Annotated in this window: 15 protein-coding genes; 6 read left to right on the top strand and 9 right to left on the bottom strand. The window is 39.7% G+C overall.

Going from position 1 to position 17,042, the window contains the following annotated elements:
• Positions 1-56 precede the first annotated feature (56 nt).
• Positions 57-2,288 carry a TonB-dependent siderophore receptor gene (locus CDG62_RS08900; protein WP_087526417.1) on the top strand — a complete coding sequence of 744 codons (2,232 nt, stop codon included), beginning with the start codon at positions 57-59 and terminating at the stop codon, positions 2,286-2,288.
• A 200-nt stretch (positions 2,289-2,488) separates the two neighbouring features.
• Positions 2,489-3,712: a sodium/glutamate symporter gene (gltS, locus tag CDG62_RS08905; protein ID WP_087526416.1), complete on the top strand. Its 1,224-nt coding sequence runs from the start codon at positions 2,489-2,491 to the stop codon at positions 3,710-3,712.
• 231 nt (positions 3,713-3,943) lie between these two features.
• On the opposite strand, the gene CDG62_RS08910 is transcribed toward gltS, so the two are convergent.
• The 3 genes from CDG62_RS08910 to CDG62_RS08920 form a co-directional block, all read right to left on the bottom strand.
• Positions 3,944-4,429, bottom strand: a complete 486-nt coding sequence (locus CDG62_RS08910; RefSeq protein ID WP_004696532.1) for an Lrp/AsnC family transcriptional regulator — start codon at positions 4,427-4,429, stop codon at positions 3,944-3,946.
• 216 nt (positions 4,430-4,645) lie between these two features.
• Positions 4,646-6,010 (bottom strand): amino acid permease, encoded by a 1,365-nt coding sequence (locus CDG62_RS08915; RefSeq protein ID WP_087526415.1) that lies wholly within the window; start codon positions 6,008-6,010, stop codon positions 4,646-4,648.
• A 216-nt stretch (positions 6,011-6,226) separates the two neighbouring features.
• Entirely contained in the window at positions 6,227-7,084 is an 858-nt protein-coding gene (locus CDG62_RS08920; RefSeq protein ID WP_087526414.1) for an alpha/beta fold hydrolase, read from the bottom strand.
• A gap of 123 nt (positions 7,085-7,207) precedes the next feature.
• On the opposite strand from CDG62_RS08920, the gene CDG62_RS08925 reads away from it, so the two are divergent.
• Complete coding sequence (locus tag CDG62_RS08925) at positions 7,208-7,666, top strand: hypothetical protein (RefSeq protein WP_087526413.1); 459 nt, start codon at positions 7,208-7,210, stop codon at positions 7,664-7,666.
• Between the two features lie 67 nt (positions 7,667-7,733).
• On the opposite strand, the gene CDG62_RS08930 is transcribed toward CDG62_RS08925, so the two are convergent.
• Together CDG62_RS08930 and brnQ are read right to left on the bottom strand one after the other, a co-directional pair.
• Entirely contained in the window at positions 7,734-7,970 is a 237-nt protein-coding gene (locus CDG62_RS08930) for a hypothetical protein (RefSeq protein WP_087526412.1), read from the bottom strand.
• A 493-nt stretch (positions 7,971-8,463) separates the two neighbouring features.
• Positions 8,464-9,750: a branched-chain amino acid transport system II carrier protein gene (gene brnQ / locus CDG62_RS08940; RefSeq protein ID WP_087526410.1), complete on the bottom strand. Its 1,287-nt coding sequence runs from the start codon at positions 9,748-9,750 to the stop codon at positions 8,464-8,466.
• Positions 9,751-10,101: 351 nt separating this feature from the next.
• Here brnQ and map point away from each other — a divergent pair, with 351 nt between their 5' ends.
• Complete coding sequence (gene map / locus CDG62_RS08945; protein ID WP_087526409.1) at positions 10,102-10,896, top strand: type I methionyl aminopeptidase; 795 nt, start codon at positions 10,102-10,104, stop codon at positions 10,894-10,896.
• Positions 10,897-10,992: 96 nt separating this feature from the next.
• A complete protein-coding gene (locus tag CDG62_RS08950) occupies positions 10,993-12,198 on the top strand; it encodes an IS256 family transposase (protein WP_004973108.1) in 1,206 nt (401 codons plus the stop codon).
• Between the two features lie 307 nt (positions 12,199-12,505).
• Here CDG62_RS08950 and CDG62_RS08955 read toward each other — a convergent pair whose 3' ends face one another.
• Together CDG62_RS08955 and CDG62_RS08960 are read right to left on the bottom strand one after the other, a co-directional pair.
• Complete coding sequence (locus tag CDG62_RS08955; protein WP_087526738.1) at positions 12,506-13,414, bottom strand: LysR family transcriptional regulator; 909 nt, start codon at positions 13,412-13,414, stop codon at positions 12,506-12,508.
• A gap of 101 nt (positions 13,415-13,515) precedes the next feature.
• Positions 13,516-13,956, bottom strand: a complete 441-nt coding sequence (locus tag CDG62_RS08960; RefSeq protein WP_087526739.1) for a phosphohydrolase — start codon at positions 13,954-13,956, stop codon at positions 13,516-13,518.
• A 62-nt stretch (positions 13,957-14,018) separates the two neighbouring features.
• Between CDG62_RS08960 and CDG62_RS08965 the strand changes: the two genes are divergently transcribed.
• The gene (locus CDG62_RS08965; RefSeq protein WP_087526740.1) at positions 14,019-14,345 is read left to right on the top strand and encodes a hypothetical protein; all 327 of its coding nucleotides are present in this window, start codon (positions 14,019-14,021) and stop codon (positions 14,343-14,345) included.
• 55 nt (positions 14,346-14,400) lie between these two features.
• On the opposite strand, the gene glnG is transcribed toward CDG62_RS08965, so the two are convergent.
• Positions 14,401-15,882: a nitrogen regulation protein NR(I) gene (gene glnG / locus CDG62_RS08970; protein WP_087526741.1), complete on the bottom strand. Its 1,482-nt coding sequence runs from the start codon at positions 15,880-15,882 to the stop codon at positions 14,401-14,403.
• The gene (gene glnL / locus CDG62_RS08975; RefSeq protein WP_004696555.1) at positions 15,869-16,978 is read right to left on the bottom strand and encodes a nitrogen regulation protein NR(II); all 1,110 of its coding nucleotides are present in this window, start codon (positions 16,976-16,978) and stop codon (positions 15,869-15,871) included. The genes glnG and glnL overlap by 14 nt, the downstream gene beginning before the upstream one ends.
• Positions 16,979-17,042: the final 64 nt, after the last annotated feature.

Genomic DNA, 17,042 nt, shown 5'->3' on the forward strand with positions numbered 1-17,042 from the left:
TTAAAATTATCAATTCATTGTCTTATTTTTTTCTTATTTGCTGTGAATATCCTGATATGTTTAAAACTCCTCTGTCTACGCAAAAGCCACTTTATTTGGCTATGCAAATTATTTTCCTGTCTTCAACTGCCATGCTGTCTATAACACATGCAAACACCCTGGAAGAGGATGAGGCGAATGCAACGTCTCAGCCAAATGCACAGTTGGCGACCATTACCCTTACAGCCCAAGACAAAACAGCAGTTACCGAAAATACAGGCAGCTATACGACGAGTAGCACAAATACGGCAACCAAGTTAAATTTATCACTGCGTGAAACCCCACAAACAGTCAAAGTATATACCCGTGAATATTTAGATGACCGTAACATTGAGTCCTTCCAAGATTTGATGAGTAATATTACTGGGGTATCGACTCCACGTACGGATGAGCGTCAACGTCCTTATGCGCGTGGTTTTGATGTAGATTATTTCCTTATAGATGGTAAACCTACAACAGCAAATCTTGTGGCTGGTGACCTTGATTTAAGTATTTATGATCGTGTCGAAGTGGTTAAAGGTGCAAATGGCTTAACGACTGGAGCAGGAAGTCCTGCGATGGGCATCAATTTGATTCGGAAGCATGCAAACTCTAAGGTGTTTTCTGGTTCAGTTAATGCCTCTGTGGGTTCATGGAATAGTTATTCAAGCTCGGCAGATCTATCTGCACCTTTAAATAATGATGGCTCACTTCGTGGTCGTGTTTTCGTAAAGCATTCTGATGAAGATTCATTTATGGATTTTTATGAGAAAGAGCGAAATATTGTTTATGGTGCAATTGATTATGATATTAGTGATAAAACACTATTATCTTTGGCTGCCTCTTATCAAGAATTAAACCGAAATGGAGTACGCTGGGGTGGCTTACCTGCGTTTTATACGGATGGTTCAAGAACGAATTTTGATCGATCTTTAACGGTAAGTTCAGACTGGACATATTGGGACGCAAAAACGACGATGCTTTTTGCTGACTTAAAGCATACTTTGTTTAACGATGTAAGCTTAAACCTTTCATATTTATACAGACAGGAAGATTCATCTTCAAACTTATTGTATACAACAGGGAAAGTGATTAAAGAAACAAATAAACTTCCAGTCTATAATGAGACTACCGAAAAGTATAATGTTTCTGTTTATGCAGATGATCAGCGTACTGATGAAAATAATGTTGATGCTTATATCACAGCACCTTTCACACTTGCTGGTCGTGAGCAAGAGATTGTATTTGGTGGTGCATGGAATAAAACAGAACTAAAGAAAAATAATTATGGAGGTTCTTATTATACGGGGGGTAATGTATTAAATGTAGATGCCTTAGACTTTAATGACATGAATACCCAAATTGTTGTACCTATCGAAAAAAATCAACGAGGTGTGTTAAATAATACAGTTCAAACGGCGGGCTATATTTCAGGTAAATTCCATATTCTAGATCCTTTAAAAGCCGTTACAGGTGTTCGTGTTTCTAATTGGGAATACGAAGCAGTAGATGGTAAAAGGAATAGAGAGTTCAATAATGAAGTAACACCTTACTTCGGTCTTATTTATGATTTTGCACGTGATTATTCTGCATATGCGAGTTATACCAGTATTTTTAAACCTCAAGATAGAAGGGATGTGAATGCTAATTTCCTTGATCCTATTGATGGTAAAAGCTATGAAATGGGTTTAAAAGCTGAGTATTTTGATGGGAAGTTGAATGCGGCTTTATCTATTTTCAGGATAGAACAAGATAATGTTGCAGAGCAATTATATGATTCACAGGGAAAAGAAGTAAAAGTTAAAGATAGCAACGGGGTAGATACTTCAGAAAATGCTTATTTTGCGGCTGAAGGTGTAACCAGTAAAGGGGTTGAACTCAATATTGATGGTGAGTTTAATGAGAATTGGGGGCTCAGCTTTGGTGTTGCCAATTTTGATGCGAAGGACGCTAAGGGTGTTGATTATAACTCTACAAGTTCTCGGACTACGGCAGACTTATTTGTTAAATATAAAAATGAAGCGTGGTATGCCGGTGCTGGTCTAAATTATTTTAGTAAAATTTATAAGGGCACAGGTGCGACACGAGTGGACAGAGGTGATTTGTATCTTGCAAATGCAATGCTGGGTTATAAGTTTGATTCAAACTTTAGTACACAACTGAATGTAAATAATTTATTTGATAAAAAATATTATGATGGAATAGGCTCAGATTCAATGATTTGGGGCGAACCAAGAAATGCAACACTAAGCTTTCATTATAAGTTTTAATATTAAAGTTACGTTGCTATAAAAATAAAAGACCCAATTGGGTCTTTTATTTTTACGATGATGTATTCTTATAATACTGAGCTTAGTTTTAAAACATCATGTAATCTAAAGCATAGAAATTGTACATTAAAAAAATTTAGCCTGTTCACCACTGACTTATCTGTTTTAGAATTAATGCAATAAGCATCATTGGATATCTCATGAACTATCAATTCGATGCATTTATGACCATTGTTGCAGCAGTTGCTGTGCTATTGGTCGGTTATGTATTTGTGAATAAAGTCAGTATTTTAAAAAAATATAACATTCCTGAACCTGTTGCAGGTGGATTGGTTGCAGCTGTTATTACTTATATTTTGTTTAAAAGTTCAAACATAACCGTCAACTTTAATACCAATATTCAGCAAATTTTTATGCTGATGTTCTTTACCTCTGTGGGGTTAAGTGCAAGCTTTGTTAAGCTCAAAGAAGGCGGGAAGTCGCTGCTTATATTTTTACTCTGCGTTATTGTATTTGTTCTGCTGCAAAATGTGGTTGGTATTAGCCTTGCCACAGTTTTAGGTCTAGACCCGTTGATTGGTTTAATTACTGGTTCAGTCACACTCACAGGTGGTCATGGGACAGCAGGAGCGTGGGGCACGATATTTGAAAATGAACACGGTGTGCAGGGTGCGATTGTATTGGGCATGGCAAGTGCAACATTTGGTTTGATCATAGGTGGGGTAATAGGTGGGCCTATCGCTAAATTTCTGATACGTCGCTACCAGTTAGCTGAAGAAATTCCAGCAGCAACAGGGCGTAATGAAGCGCCACCTTCAGCACAAACGGCTCCATTTGAATTTCCTGAAAAAACACGTTTGATTACGGCAGATGATGCGGTCAAAACCATGGGGATGTTTGCCCTTTGCATCAGCTTCGCATACTTCATGACAGCAGTGGCTAAAGGGCAGTGGTTTGAGCTACCAAGTTTTGTCTGGGCCCTGATGTGTGGAGTGGTTCTGCGTAATATTTTAGAGCATGGTTTGAAGGTTCAAGTCTTTGACCGTTGCATCGATGTATTTGGTAATGCTTCACTGGCACTATTTTTAGCCATGGCGTTGATGTCCTTACAGCTTTGGTTGTTGGCAGATTTGGCGGGTCCACTCGTGATTATCTTGATTGTTCAAACACTGTTTTTAGCACTTTATTTGTACTTTGTGACTTTTCGTGTGATGGGTAAGAACTATGATGCTGCGGTACTCTGTGCAGGCCAATGTGGTGTCAACTTAGGTGCAACACCTACAGCAATTGCCAATATTCAAGCTGTAACCAATACCTATGGGCCATCCCATAAAGCCTTTTTGATTATCCCGCTGACAGGTGCATTCTTTGTCGATGTTGTGAATGCTTTTGTGATTCAACTTTTAATTGGTATTTTGAGTTAAAATTTCAGGGATGATATAGCCAATAAAAAAGTACCTATGGGTGCTTTTTTGTTGTATAAACATTTGTATTTTAATGATTTTATCTATTTAAAATACCTGTATTCTAAAACCCATAGGCATTAAAAAGCCCCATGGTTAGGGGCTAGTCGTATGTACATCTAAGGTACATACTGTAAGAGGCTCATCTCATACTGAGGGTATTAAACCACATTTACACAATATTTGCAGCAATCACTCAATCATAATAAGGTCGGATTTATTTTCGAGTTTCAAAGGACGTAAGGCAAAAATAGAGCGTGTATGACGCACACCTTTCATTGAGTATAGGTTTTTACGTAAAAAGCGCTCATAGTGTTCTGCATTTTTCACTGCGACTTTGAGTAAGTAGTCGTAATCACCAGTTACTAGATGTGCTTCAACCACTTCAGGCATGTAAGCAAGTGCTTCACTAAATTGCTCTAAGATTTCATCATCATGGCGTTCAAGCGTAATTTCGATAAAAAACAGCTCATTAATCCCAATGGCTTTTGAATTAATCTTCGCTGTATAGCCTTCAATAATATTGAGATTTTCTAGGCGTTTTACACGTGTCCAGCACGGAGAAGAAGACAACCCAACTTTCTCAGCCAACTGGGTAACGGTCAGGCGGCCATCTTGGCGAAGTTCAGACAAAATACGGCGGTCAATTTTATCTAAAACGTAGTGAGCGTCATTCATAACGTATTCCTGCGTATAATTTTCTTTATAAACTATTTTATGTGAAAATATTTCTCAATAAATACTGAAAATAAGCAAATAAAAGAGAAACACTCTGCATTGGTCATGACTACAATAAAGTGATTCAATCAAAGCCATTTGGGAAATTGGATTTGATTTGCAAGCAGCGCCCTTAAAGGGAAGGGTGCCTTTTGACGGCGCTGTTTGCTGACTTATTTATGGTATTTTTTGCGTTTTTGATCTGTGTTTAAACCAGTAAGTTAGAGTTAAGCAGCCAATCCAGAGTGGGATCAATGCCACCGCAATACGCATATCAGGTGTCAGCCACATCACTACTAAAATACCGAGCATAAATGCAATACAGATATAGTTGCTGATAGGGTAAATCAAAGTTGGAAACAAGGTTGATTTTTTCAATGCCAGCATACGTTGCTTAAATTTTAAATGAGTCAACGCCAACATCATCCAGTTAATCACAATGGCTGAAACTACAAGACTCATCAGTAGCTTAAAGGCTTTTTCTGGGAAGATATAATTCAAGACGACACATAGTAAGGTCACCAATGCAGAACATAAAATGGCTGCATAAGGGATGCCACGCTGGTTAATTTTCTTTAAAAACCGTGGGGCATTACCTTGTTCTGCTAGACCTAATAGCATACGACTCGTGCCATAGCTAGTACCGTTATACACCGAGATAGCTGCGGTTAAGACTACAAAATTCAGCACAGTTGCAACGCCTTGACTACCTAGGGAGTCAAAAATCAAAACAAAAGGACTACCGCCTTCTGCAATTTGATTCCATGGAAACAACGAGAGCAGAACGATGATCGTAAGCACATAAAACAGCAACACACGATAGACAATTTGATTGACTGCTTTAGGAATAGTTGTGGTCGGATTTTTAGTTTCCGCAGCTGCAATACCAACGAGTTCAATGCCGCCAAAGGAAAACATAATGATCGCCATCGCCATGATTAGGCCAGAAATTCCATTGGGAAAGAAACCGCCTAGAGCCCATAGGTTGGAAATAGAGGCATGTGCACCACCGTGACCACTTGCCAGTAACCAAGCACCATATCCAATCATGCCAATGATCGCGAGAATTTTAATCATCGAGAATAAAAACTCTGTTTCACCAAAGACTTTGACATGCAGCAGGTTGATGGCATTGATCAGTACAAAAAAACCAAGCGCTGAGATCCATGTGGGAATTTCAGGCCACCAATACTGGACATAGAGGCCTATGGCACTTAATTCTGCCATGCAGACCAAGACATTGAGTACCCAATAATTCCAACCCGACATAAAGCCTGCAAAAGGGCTCCAAAACTTATAGGCAAAATAACTAAAAGAGCCACTCACGGGTTCTTCAACCACCATTTCACCCAACTGACGCATCATAAAAAATGCTATTAAGCCCGCTAGAGCGTAACCTAAAATAACAGAAGGGCCAGCTAGTTTAATGGTTTGAGAAATGCCTAAAAATAGACCTGTACCAATAGAGCCGCCTAAAGCAATCAGCTGAATATGGCGGTTGCTCAGCCCATGCTTAAGCTGAGGTTGCTGTTGTGCAGACATGATTCATCCATCTCTAGCACATGTGATAGACATCACATGAACTATGACTTAATAAAAATTCGTGGTGGAAATATAATATTTATTTATCGATTAATGAAATTAAATTTATCAATAGCGTTGGTTTTTATCTGAAACTTGCAATTTTGCGGTGAAAATAAAGCCAGTCAAGAAAGTGCTGCTTGAACTGGCGATAGGCTTGGCTTGATATGCGCCGCCTTAAGATGAAAGCTGTGCTGCAATTTCAGGCCATATGTTTTGATGGGAGCGCTTAAACATCGCCATATGACCAATGGCTTTGTGGCCATATGCCTGTGGTTTGAGTTCAATTTGATCTGTGTGTGCATTTGGGTAAAGGCTGAGTAAGCCTTTAACATTCACTTGTGTGGCAATTTCATCATCCGTGGCCCAAATAGCTGTGATTGGACAGCGAATATCATGGTGGAAATCATCTTGTACTGTTTTGCCTAAGGCATTAATTACATAACCGGGTTTGCTGCAAAACTGTGCCCAATCACGCGCCACATCTTTGGGTAGGTTTTCGCCCATGCCAATGGCATTGGTCGGTCCATAGCCTAAGGTATAACGTGCAATAGGAAAGATCAGTTTAAACATCATAGGAGCCAGAAGTTTAGTACGACCTTTTAAGTCTTTTACATGACCTGTTGAGCCTGCAACAGCAACGACCTTTGCGACTTTTTCATAGTTTGGATTAATACCCAAAAGTTGCCCGCCTGCACTATGACCGAGCAAGATCACTTGTGTCGCTTGGGTTTTATTCAATAGTGCTTCCATCGCCGCTGGGATATCCAATTGCCCCCATTGCACGATGCTGGCTTTCGACTTTTTCAGTGGTTCATGCAAAGATTCACCAATGCCGCGGAAGTCAAAAACCAAAACAGCATAGCCTTGTTCTGCAAGCCATGATGCAAAATGGTGGTAAAACTGTTGGGTAATCCCTGTGGCAGGGCAGATTAATACAGGTAAAGCTTGTTGTGTACCTTTGGGTGCGTAAAAGCGTCCACTGAGTGAATAATGGTCAGAGCAGATAATAGCTAAAGGTTCGTAATTTTGCATAATCGGTTAAGCATTGAATTTTTTTCTACTCTACCTAAGTTCCAAAAAGAAACTTATCTAATCTATGACTTTGAAGTCAAGTAGATCTGTATAGAATAGGGTGAAAATAAAAAAGGAAAACACATGCAGTTTGTTGAATTAGATATGTCGGTAAAATTTGCACTTTTATTTAGTGGGATTTTTCTATTTGTTGGGATGCTGACAGGGGTATGGAAATATGCACAAATACGCCATTCACCGCAGTTTCGCGCGCACTATTATGTAGATATCGCACATCGCAGCAGTTTGTTATATGCACCTGCAAGTTTAATTATTGCGGTCATGGCCACAATTTCTGTTTGGCCTGAACCTGTGAACATGCTGTTTGTGGGAATCAATTTATTCTTTTTTAGCTTCTCTATACTGAGCTATATTGCTCATGGGATATTGCAAGACACCAATAACCAATTCCGCAGTCCGCATGTTTTAGGCAAATGGACTTTACCCAAATCAATCATGTTAATGGCAATGATGGCGTTAGTTGTGGGGGAAATTGTGGCGACGTTGGGCTTGTTGTGGGGAATGTTTTTAGGTTTGTTTTAAGTTGTTCTTATAGTTTTTTAATTTTTATACTTTTACAAAGGTGGATGACTCATCATCCACCTGTTTGCTAGTCAATTGACTGTGTGGCCTTTCGGAATTTTTGATCGACGATTGCCCATAAATAAAAGGCAAATGATACGACGATAGCGTAAGCAAAATATTCAGCTTTAAGGTTACCTTGAATTAAGCCATGCATGATCATAATGACCATCAGGGCAATGGTGGTACTTAGATACGTCACCATATTCTTGTTTGCCTTCAGAGCGTTAATGAAGACTTGCTTGTTGAAATGTAATGATAACATCTCCATCCCTCCTTGAGTTTTTGACTAAAAACCAATGTGTTTAGTCGGATTAGTTCTTAATGTTGTACTGCTAAAACTTGCGTTGATCAAGAGCAAAAACAACTATTTTTCAGATAAATTATGCTATACCAAACAGAAAATATGTATGTAGCATTTTTTTAGTGAATAAATAGTATTTCGTTACCGTATAAGATGACAAATAAATGATGTATGTAAGCTTATACATAGATTGTATAAAGCAATATTAATGCCATGAATGACTTACTACGACAGGCTTTAAAGAGTTTCTTATTTTCTAGTAATAAATTTATAAGAGATATGAAGGTGTTGATATACGACTTTAGCGGTGTATATGAAATGTGTCAGTATGTACAAAAACTGATGTATAAAGAAATGAAACAATATGTGTCCATTTGGATAAAATGTGACAAATATTGATCATGCTTAAAATCAAGTTTGGGTAAAACCAGATTTTAACAACATCAGTTTTTGCTTACTTTTTCACTTTGTCGATTACAATGGCAATTACAAAAACCACCAATGATGGGATAAGCCATGCAAGGTTTTGTTCTGCAAGAGGTAAGTGAGTCAGCGCATAAGGCAGTTCAAAGTTCGCAACTTTTAAACCATCTAGAAGACCAAAGACCAAAGACACTGCTGTAACAGGTGCAATCACTCGGCGAGGATGATTAAAGAATTTCCAGCCAAAGCTCAGCATAATCACCACAATTGCAGGTGGATAAATTGCACTTAGTACAGGCACAGAAAAGGCGATGAGTTTGGTTAAACCTAAGTTAGAAATAATGAAAGAGAATCCAATCAGAGTGAAGACCCAAACTTTATAGCCAATTTTAGTGATTGAACTGAAATATTCAGCACAAGCACAGGTCAAGCCAATCGCAGTGACCATACACGCAATAAAAATCATGGCAGAAAGGAAGATAGAACCTAAATCACCAAATGCATGTTGAACATATGCATGCAGGATCACTGCACCATTGCTCGCATTTGCTGCGACTTCATGGCTTCCAAGGCCAAGTTTAAATAAGCTGAGGTAAACTACTGTTAAACCAATACCAGAAATGATACTCGCAATAATCGCATAACGGGTAATCAGTTTAGGGTTGCTGACACCACGTGAACGAATGGCTTGAATAATCACAATACCAAAAACCAAAGCACCTAAAGTGTCCATGGTTAAATAACCATTTACAAAACCTTCAGAAACAGGGCTGTCGACATAATTATTGATGGCTGGTGGAACGAAACCTGTTGGAATCATCATCGCCGCAATGCCAAGAATGGCCAAAGATAAAATCTTCAGTGGCGAGAGTACATAGCCAACCGTGTCTAAAATCTTGTTTGGATACAGTGAAATGAGGGTGACTACACTAAAGTAGATTGCACTGTAGATTAGCAAGCTGCTGCTTGATGTTCCAAGATAAGATGAAAAACCAATTTCATAAGAAACGGTTGCAGTACGTGGTGTCGCAAAGAGTGGCCCGACAGTTAGGTAACACGTGATGGTTAAAATAAGACTGGCTATTTTACCCAAAGGTGAACTTAAAATTTGAATCGAACCTTCGACACGTGACAGCGCAATAATGGTGATTACAGGTAAGCCGACAGCAGTGATTAAGAAACCAAAAGCTGCTAGCCATACATGCTCACCCGCTTGTTGAGCCACAATCGGTGGAAAGATAATGTTGCCCGCACCAATGAAGAGTGCGAAAGTCATAAAACCCAAAGCAACAATATCCCGAGTACGCAGACTTGTCATAAAAGGGAGATCGAGTTGAACAAAGGGGACGATTTTAGTGCATATGTGTTTTTTTGGCTAATTTATTTCATGGGTGGTATTAAATTTTTTTATAAGATGAAAAGTGAATATATCAACTTGTAAAAAATAGGTTGATATATGTGATTGATTATCCATTTTAAAATAGAAAAATTATAAATATGAAAAGCTTGAGACACTGTTTTTCCTAAATTAAAAGTCTTAGTGCAAATGCTTTAAAATTACACAAATTTTTTTCAAGGCTGGTTGTTGGAGGTTACCCTAAGATTTAAGTTTGAACAAAAATATTGAGAAAAGGTCTATACTTGCGACTTCATAATTGAGGATATTTCAATGCGTGGCTTAAATGTGAGCATAAAAACTGAACAAGATGTAGAAAAACTTCGTATATCTGGTCGTTTGGCTGCCGAAGTTTTAGCGATGATTGGTGAGTATGTAAAGCCGGGTGTTACGACTGAATATCTGGATGATATTTGTCATGACTTCATTGTAAATACCTTAAAAGTGACGCCTGCCAATATTGGTTATCATGGTTATACCAAAACCACCTGTATTTCTCCAAATGAAGTGGTCTGTCACGGTATTCCATCACCGAATGTTGTGCTCAAAGATGGCGATATTATTAATATTGATGTAGCCATTATTAAAGATGGTTATTTTGGTGATACCAGTCGTATGTACTATGTGGGTACAGTGAAACCGGAAGCCAAAAAGCTAGTCGATACCACTTATGAGGCGATGGTTGCAGGTATTCATGCTGTGAAGCAAGGTGCAACGCTTGGTGATATTGGTTATGCCATCCAGACAGTTGCGCACCGTGAAGGTTATAGTGTGGTACGTGAGTATTGTGGTCATGGTATTGGCAAGGTTTATCACGAACAGCCAAGCGTATTGCACTACGGGCAACCAGGTAAGGGAATGCAGCTTAAAGCAGGCATGGTGTTTACGATTGAGCCAATGATTAATATGGGTAAAGCGCATGTCAAAGAGCTCAAGGACGGTTGGACAGTCGTGACTGCCGATAAGTCTTTAACTGCGCAGTGGGAGCATATGGTACTCGTGACTGAAACCGGTTTTGAGTTACTATCACCTTGGCCTGAAGGTACGGGCAGTTATCCAGAAATTTAAGTTGATGTTTTGTTGTTGATTAAATTTTAGACTTTGGGGTAGTGTTCAAAAAACTGTGTCATTTCCTTAAACTGTTAAAAACAGGAATGATGCACTATGGCAACTACATTTGATTTTGAAACAGCCTTAAAACAACTCCAGTCAGGACAAGCACTGACTGGAGAAAATGGCATACTCACCCCTTTAATTAAACAGCTGACCGAAGCTGCTCTTGAAGCAGAAATCGAGAATTACATTGAAGCGAATCCGAAACAAGGTAATCGCCGCAATGGCTATACTCGCAAGACAGTAAAATCTACATCAGGTTCATTTGAGCTTGAAACCCCTAGAGATCGAAATGGTGAATTTGAGCCACAGTTAGTTAAAAAGAACCAGACCAAATTATCAGAAGAAATTGACAATAAAATCATATCACTCTATGCACTTGGTATGAGCTATCGTGATATTCAAAAGCATGTTGCTGATATGTATGGATTGGAGATTTCAGATGGTGCTATCACCAATATTACAGATAAGCTCCTCCCTCAGTTACAAGCATGGAAACAACGCCCACTCGATACAATTTATCCCTTTGTTTGGTTAGATGCCATACATTACAAAGTGAAGGATAAAGGTGTTTATGTGAGCAAAGCGATCTATACCATTTTAGCTTTAAATGTTGAAGGTAAGAAGGAACTACTCGGCTTGCATTTGTCGGAAAGCGAAGGGGCGAACCATTGGCTTAGTGTACTGACAGACCTACAAAATCGTGGTGTTCAGGATATTCTGATTGCCTGTGTAGATGGACTAAAAGGTTTCCCCGAAGCCATAGCAGCGATTTACCCTCAAACAGAAATACAACTGTGTATCGTTCATCAAATCCGTAATTCTTTACGCTATGTTGCCAGTAAAGATCAGAAGGCATTTATGGCTGATTTAAAGCCAATTTACCGTGCTGATACCAAAGGGGCGGCAGAAGTAGCACTGGATGAGCTAGAAGAAAAATGGGGCGAAAAATATGGTGTGGTCATTCAGTCATGGCGTACCAAATGGCATCTACTATCCGCCTATTTCAAATACCCTAAAGCGATTAGGAAGCCGATTTACACCACCAATGCCGTTGAAGCCGTACATCGTCAATTCCGCAAACTAACCAAAACCAAAGGAGCTTTCCCCAATGAGGATAGTCTGATGAAATTACTGTATATTGGTATTCAACAGGCATCAGAAAAATGGACAATGCCTATTCAGGAATGGGGACAAACCATTACTCAATTATCCATTTACTTTGAAGGTCGATTAGATGATATAATTAAAATCTAGTCAAATTTACTGACACAGAACTTTGAACGCCCTCGACTTTGGTCTAGCTTTGTGACTTAAAAGCTAAATTAAGTCTTAAAAACAATTACTGATATTTTTTAACCTCTTTATTTATCGCATTTTTGCTATTTTTTGATTAAAACTTATACGTCAAAGCTATTGGTCTAGACTTTATTTTGTCACTAAAATTGTTTTCAAGATACTCGCTGTAGTTTCTTATTTTGTAATTTTATGAGCTTATCCACCTCGGTTAAGCTCTTTTTTTTGCCTCATGGATTGGTTTAATGCGATTGAGCATACGTGGGGTTTAAAGTGATTTATTTGAGCTAAGGTGTTCAATTAAATAGTCAATAAACACGCGGACAGCAGGCAATAAACCGCGACGTGAAGGATACACCGCATGAAAAATACCATGTGGTGCTTTCCAGTCGGGCAATACACGAACCAGTTCACCACTTTTCACCATATCTTGTACGATGCTGTCTGGAAGTAAGGCAATACCGCAGTTTTTACGCACCAGTTGAGCCAACATACTCAAATCAGAGCCCATCACCACAGGGTTCACACGTATTTTCTTTTGTTGCTGTGTATCATTATGCACGATGATATGTTGATCTAAATGTTCATCGACCATACTGAGTATATGATGTTGGCTTAAATCTTCAGGTTGTTTTAGTTCTCCAAATTCGTTCAAGTAAGCTTGGCTGGCAAATAAATGCTGCTCGATATTTTCAAATTTACGAATTACCAAACTTGGATCATCGTCTAGATTGGAGCGAACCCGCAGCGCGATATCAAAACCTTCATTAATAATATCTACACGACGATTGGTCACCATCATTTGCACTTTAATTTCGGGATAGGTTTTTAAGAAGTTCGGTAAAATACGTGCAATTTCGTTTTGTGCAATCGATACAGGCAAGCTGAGTTTAATTACACCACGCGGTTGTAAACTGAGATGATCGACCAAATCGTGTGCGGCTTGTGCGGCATTCATCATCACTTGCGCATGACGGTAAATGTTCATCCCGATATCGGTCACTGCGAAATGGCGAGAGCTGCGTTGAATTAGGCGTACGCCAAGGCGTTCTTCGAGGTTATACACGCGTCGACTGAGCTTGGACTTGGGAATATCTGTTGCGCGTTCGGCTGCGCTAAAACCACCATGTTCAACTACCTGAGCAAAACAATAAAAATCATCTAAATCGCTTAACATTCACGATGTCCATTTGTGCAACGATAGGCTTAATTAAAAAATGATCGTTGCAATTTGTCAATTTTGAAATTGTAGCGATTCCATTGAAAATGCTCAGTTATTCAAGGGGTTTGACAGTTTTTTGCTTGTTTAAGTATTTCAAGCACCACTTTATATTTTTCATGCCGTGCAAAGTCGTGTGCTGTTGGGTTTTTTATGCGCGCAAGGTTCATATTGTCGAGTACATCGACATATTTTACTTGGGTTGCAAGAGGGTTTAATGTAGTGCGCTTAGCCGCTTCCAAGCGTGATTCACCAGTTTGTTTGGTCAGCGCTTGTATGGCTTGAATAATTTCGGTACTAAAGCCAAGCACTTCTAAGTCTTCAGCAGTCGTTGATGTGTCTTCCAAAATGTCATGCAATACCGCAATGATTTGTAGGGTGGGGTTGGAAAATTGCAACATGAGGCGAAGTGGATGTAGGATGTAAGGTTGTCCACCCTTATCGAGTTGCCCTGCATGTTGGGCTACAGCCAGTGCAATCGCTTTTTCTAAACTCGACATGATTGTTTTAGGTACTTTATCCTATGCTAAACTTCGCAGTATCTTTGTTTAAAAACTAAATTATGACTTATCAATTGATCTCACTAGACTGTGAAGCGACAGATCCTATAGCGTGTCCACACTGCCAACAACAGGTAATTGATTGGTCACAAGAACAGTATGTTCAGCCCTGTGAGCATACCTTATTTATTGCGATGGACATTGGTTTTGAATATATCACAGATGAGTTTGAAGTGACTATGCAGCGCAGTGTTGATGATCTCCATGCACATGATGATCAAGTCATTATGTTTGAGGAGTTAACGCAAGCCAGTTACCCAAAATTTATCATGTTAAAAGCACCACTTGGTGTTGAAGGTTATTCACGCTATTTAGGCTTCACGGCTTAAAAAAATAAAAGCGCCATTGTGGCGCTTTTATTTTGAGTCAGTTATGAAGCTGCTTTTAATTTTCTAAAGCTTCTTCTTCACTTTCATCGTCTGCGGTATCCATACCTAGTTCTTTAAGTTTCCGCGTAAGAGTGTTGCGCCCCCAACCGAGTAACTCAGCCGCATGCCGTTTACGGCCACGGGTTTGTTGTAGTGCAGCAATGATCAATGTGCGTTCGAACATAGGTGTTGCGATATCGAGAATTTTCATCTCGCCATTTTTTAGCTTCTGTACAGCCCATTGACCCAGTAACTCATCCCAATGATGCACTGCAATACGATCTAAGTTCTGCGCAGATTGTGCATCTTCTCCTGAGCGAGTAATTGGGATTTGTTTCAGCTCTGATGGTAGGTCCTCAGGATAAACTTCGCGCCCTGTAATCATGACTGTTAGCCAGCGGCAGGTATTCTCGAGCTGACGTACGTTTCCTTGCCAAGGCAACTGTTGCATATATTCTTGCGTTTCTGGGCGAAGGATTTTAGGGCTTACGCCTAATTCTTTGCCTGCGCGTGCCAAGAAGTGCTGTGCTAACATTGGGATGTCTTCGCTGCGATGCGCCAGTTTTGGGATGTGAATACGAATCACGTTCAGACGGTGATATAAGTCTTCACGGAAGCGACCATCATGTACCAATTTTTCTAAGTCTTGGTGTGTTGCCGCGACAATGCGCACATCCACTTTTACTGGGATATGCCCACCAACACGGTAAAACTCGCCATCAGCCAGGACTCGCAGTAAACGTGTTTGCGTTTCAAAAGGCATATCGCCAATTTCATCCAAAAACAGCGTTCCGCCATTGGCTTGTTCAAAGCGACCTTGTCGTTGTGTATTTGCCCCTGTAAATGCACCTTTCTCATGACCAAAAAGTTCGGTTTCAATCAGATCTTTTGGAATAGCAGCCATGTTGAGCGCAATGAAAGGTTTGCTGCTACGTGGTGAGTGACGATGTAGCGCATGTGCAACTAACTCTTTACCTGTACCAGATTCACCATTAATCAGCACGGTAATGTGTGATTGAGACAAACGACCAATCGCACGGAAAACTTCCTGCATAGCAGGAGACTCGCCAATGATCTCGGTCGACTGAATCGGTTGAACCGTTTTTGCTGATTCTTGCTGCTGCATTTTGGTGATGTGCAAAATCGCACGATTCACTAAAGCCAAGGCTTCATCAATATCAAAAGGCTTAGGTAAATATTCAAATGCACCTGTCTGATAACTTGAAACAGCAGACTCTAGGTCGGAGTGCGCTGTCATAATAATGACAGGTAGGTCAGGATAGTTAGCTTTAACTTTCGCTAAAAAAGTTAAGCCATCAATGCCGGGCATACGAATATCAGTCAAAATCACATCGGGTGCATCTAAACTGAGTTGGTCTAAAGCGGATTGAGCTTCTTCAAAGCTTGTGACGTCAAAACCTTCTTCTTTGAACGTTTTTTCCAGCACCCAGCGCATGGCGCGATCGTCATCAATTACCCATATTTTATTTCGCGACATGGTTTAACTCCCAAGGTATATATAAGCTAAAAGTTGTTTTTCCAGGAACAGATTGGCATTCAATCATTCCGTTATGTTGATGCATAATATTTTGCGCAATACTTAAACCCAGTCCTGTGCCTTTAGCACGACCCGTGACCAGTGGGTAAAACACGGATTCTAAAATTTCTTCTGGAACGCCTGGACCATTGTCTTCGATATCAATCCGTACCACAGAGCGTTGCAGTACACCATTGATGGTCACTAAACGTTGAATACGGGTGCGTAACATGAGTTCAGGTTGGTGGTCGACAAAGAACTCTTTATTTTCAGTCATGGCTTGCACTGCATTGACGCTAATGTTCAACATGACTTGGATTAGTTGATCACGATCGGCCATCACTTCAGGTAATGACAAATCATAATCACGGGTGATCTTAATTTTCTTTTTGGTTTGGTTGGTAATGAGTGAGCGAACGCGCTCTAAAGGCTCATGTACGTTGACCAACTCATAACTTGGGAGCTGACGAGAACCAAGCATGGTGTCCGCTAAATTACGTAAGCGATCCACTTCACTAATTATAATGTCAGTGAACTCGCTGTATTGCGGATCATTGAGGCTACGTGCTAACAGTTGTGTAGCACCACGAATCCCGCCCAGAGGATTTTTAATTTCATGTGCAACACCGCGAATCAGTTGGCGTGCGACTTGATGTTGTTGTAAAAAATTTTCTTCCTTGGAAATTTTGAGCATCCGATCAATCGGATTGATCTCAATTAAAAGTAATGGGTGGTAAGGTTTATTTGAATTGAGCTGTGACACCGTATAGTCAACATGAATATCTTTAAAGTTGACCTTTATAATGGCTTCGCGACGGGTATAGTGTTGTCCCGAGTTTAATGTATTGAGAAGCGCTTCTTCTGTATTGAATTCATCATTAGGTGCATGGAGTAAATTAAGTGCAGGTTGACCAGAGGCGCGCAAAAGACTGATATCAAATAATGCTTCACAAGATGAATTTAAGTAAAAAATATTTAATTTACTGTCGACTAATAAAATCGCAGTGGTCAAATTGTCCACTAAAAGGCGATAGTCGATAGAAATAGGGTGATCCATTAGCGAATGTATCCTGTATTAAAATAGCGCAATGGCATCTTGATAAAGCATTAACCGTTCCAAA

The organism is Acinetobacter sp. WCHA55 (assembly GCF_002165305.2).
Classification (GTDB): Bacteria; Pseudomonadota; Gammaproteobacteria; order Pseudomonadales; family Moraxellaceae; genus Acinetobacter.

Excerpts from the sequence above, each read along its gene's own strand:
- CDG62_RS08900 (WP_087526417.1), top strand. The coding sequence starts at position 57 with ATGTTTAAAACTCCTCTGTCTACGCAAAAGCCACTTTATTTGGCTATG.
- gltS (WP_087526416.1), top strand. The coding sequence starts at position 2,489 with ATGAACTATCAATTCGATGCATTTATGACCATTGTTGCAGCAGTTGCT.
- CDG62_RS08910 (WP_004696532.1), bottom strand. The coding sequence starts at position 4,429 with ATGAATGACGCTCACTACGTTTTAGATAAAATTGACCGCCGTATTTTG.
- CDG62_RS08915 (WP_087526415.1), bottom strand. The coding sequence starts at position 6,010 with ATGTCTGCACAACAGCAACCTCAGCTTAAGCATGGGCTGAGCAACCGC.
- CDG62_RS08920 (WP_087526414.1), bottom strand. The coding sequence starts at position 7,084 with ATGCAAAATTACGAACCTTTAGCTATTATCTGCTCTGACCATTATTCA.
- CDG62_RS08925 (WP_087526413.1), top strand. The coding sequence starts at position 7,208 with ATGCAGTTTGTTGAATTAGATATGTCGGTAAAATTTGCACTTTTATTT.
- CDG62_RS08930 (WP_087526412.1), bottom strand. The coding sequence starts at position 7,970 with ATGTTATCATTACATTTCAACAAGCAAGTCTTCATTAACGCTCTGAAG.
- brnQ (WP_087526410.1), bottom strand. The coding sequence starts at position 9,750 with ATGACAAGTCTGCGTACTCGGGATATTGTTGCTTTGGGTTTTATGACT.
- map (WP_087526409.1), top strand. The coding sequence starts at position 10,102 with ATGCGTGGCTTAAATGTGAGCATAAAAACTGAACAAGATGTAGAAAAA.
- CDG62_RS08950 (WP_004973108.1), top strand. The coding sequence starts at position 10,993 with ATGGCAACTACATTTGATTTTGAAACAGCCTTAAAACAACTCCAGTCA.
- CDG62_RS08955 (WP_087526738.1), bottom strand. The coding sequence starts at position 13,414 with ATGTTAAGCGATTTAGATGATTTTTATTGTTTTGCTCAGGTAGTTGAA.
- CDG62_RS08960 (WP_087526739.1), bottom strand. The coding sequence starts at position 13,956 with ATGTCGAGTTTAGAAAAAGCGATTGCACTGGCTGTAGCCCAACATGCA.
- CDG62_RS08965 (WP_087526740.1), top strand. The coding sequence starts at position 14,019 with ATGACTTATCAATTGATCTCACTAGACTGTGAAGCGACAGATCCTATA.
- glnG (WP_087526741.1), bottom strand. The coding sequence starts at position 15,882 with ATGTCGCGAAATAAAATATGGGTAATTGATGACGATCGCGCCATGCGC.
- glnL (WP_004696555.1), bottom strand. The coding sequence starts at position 16,978 with ATGGATCACCCTATTTCTATCGACTATCGCCTTTTAGTGGACAATTTG.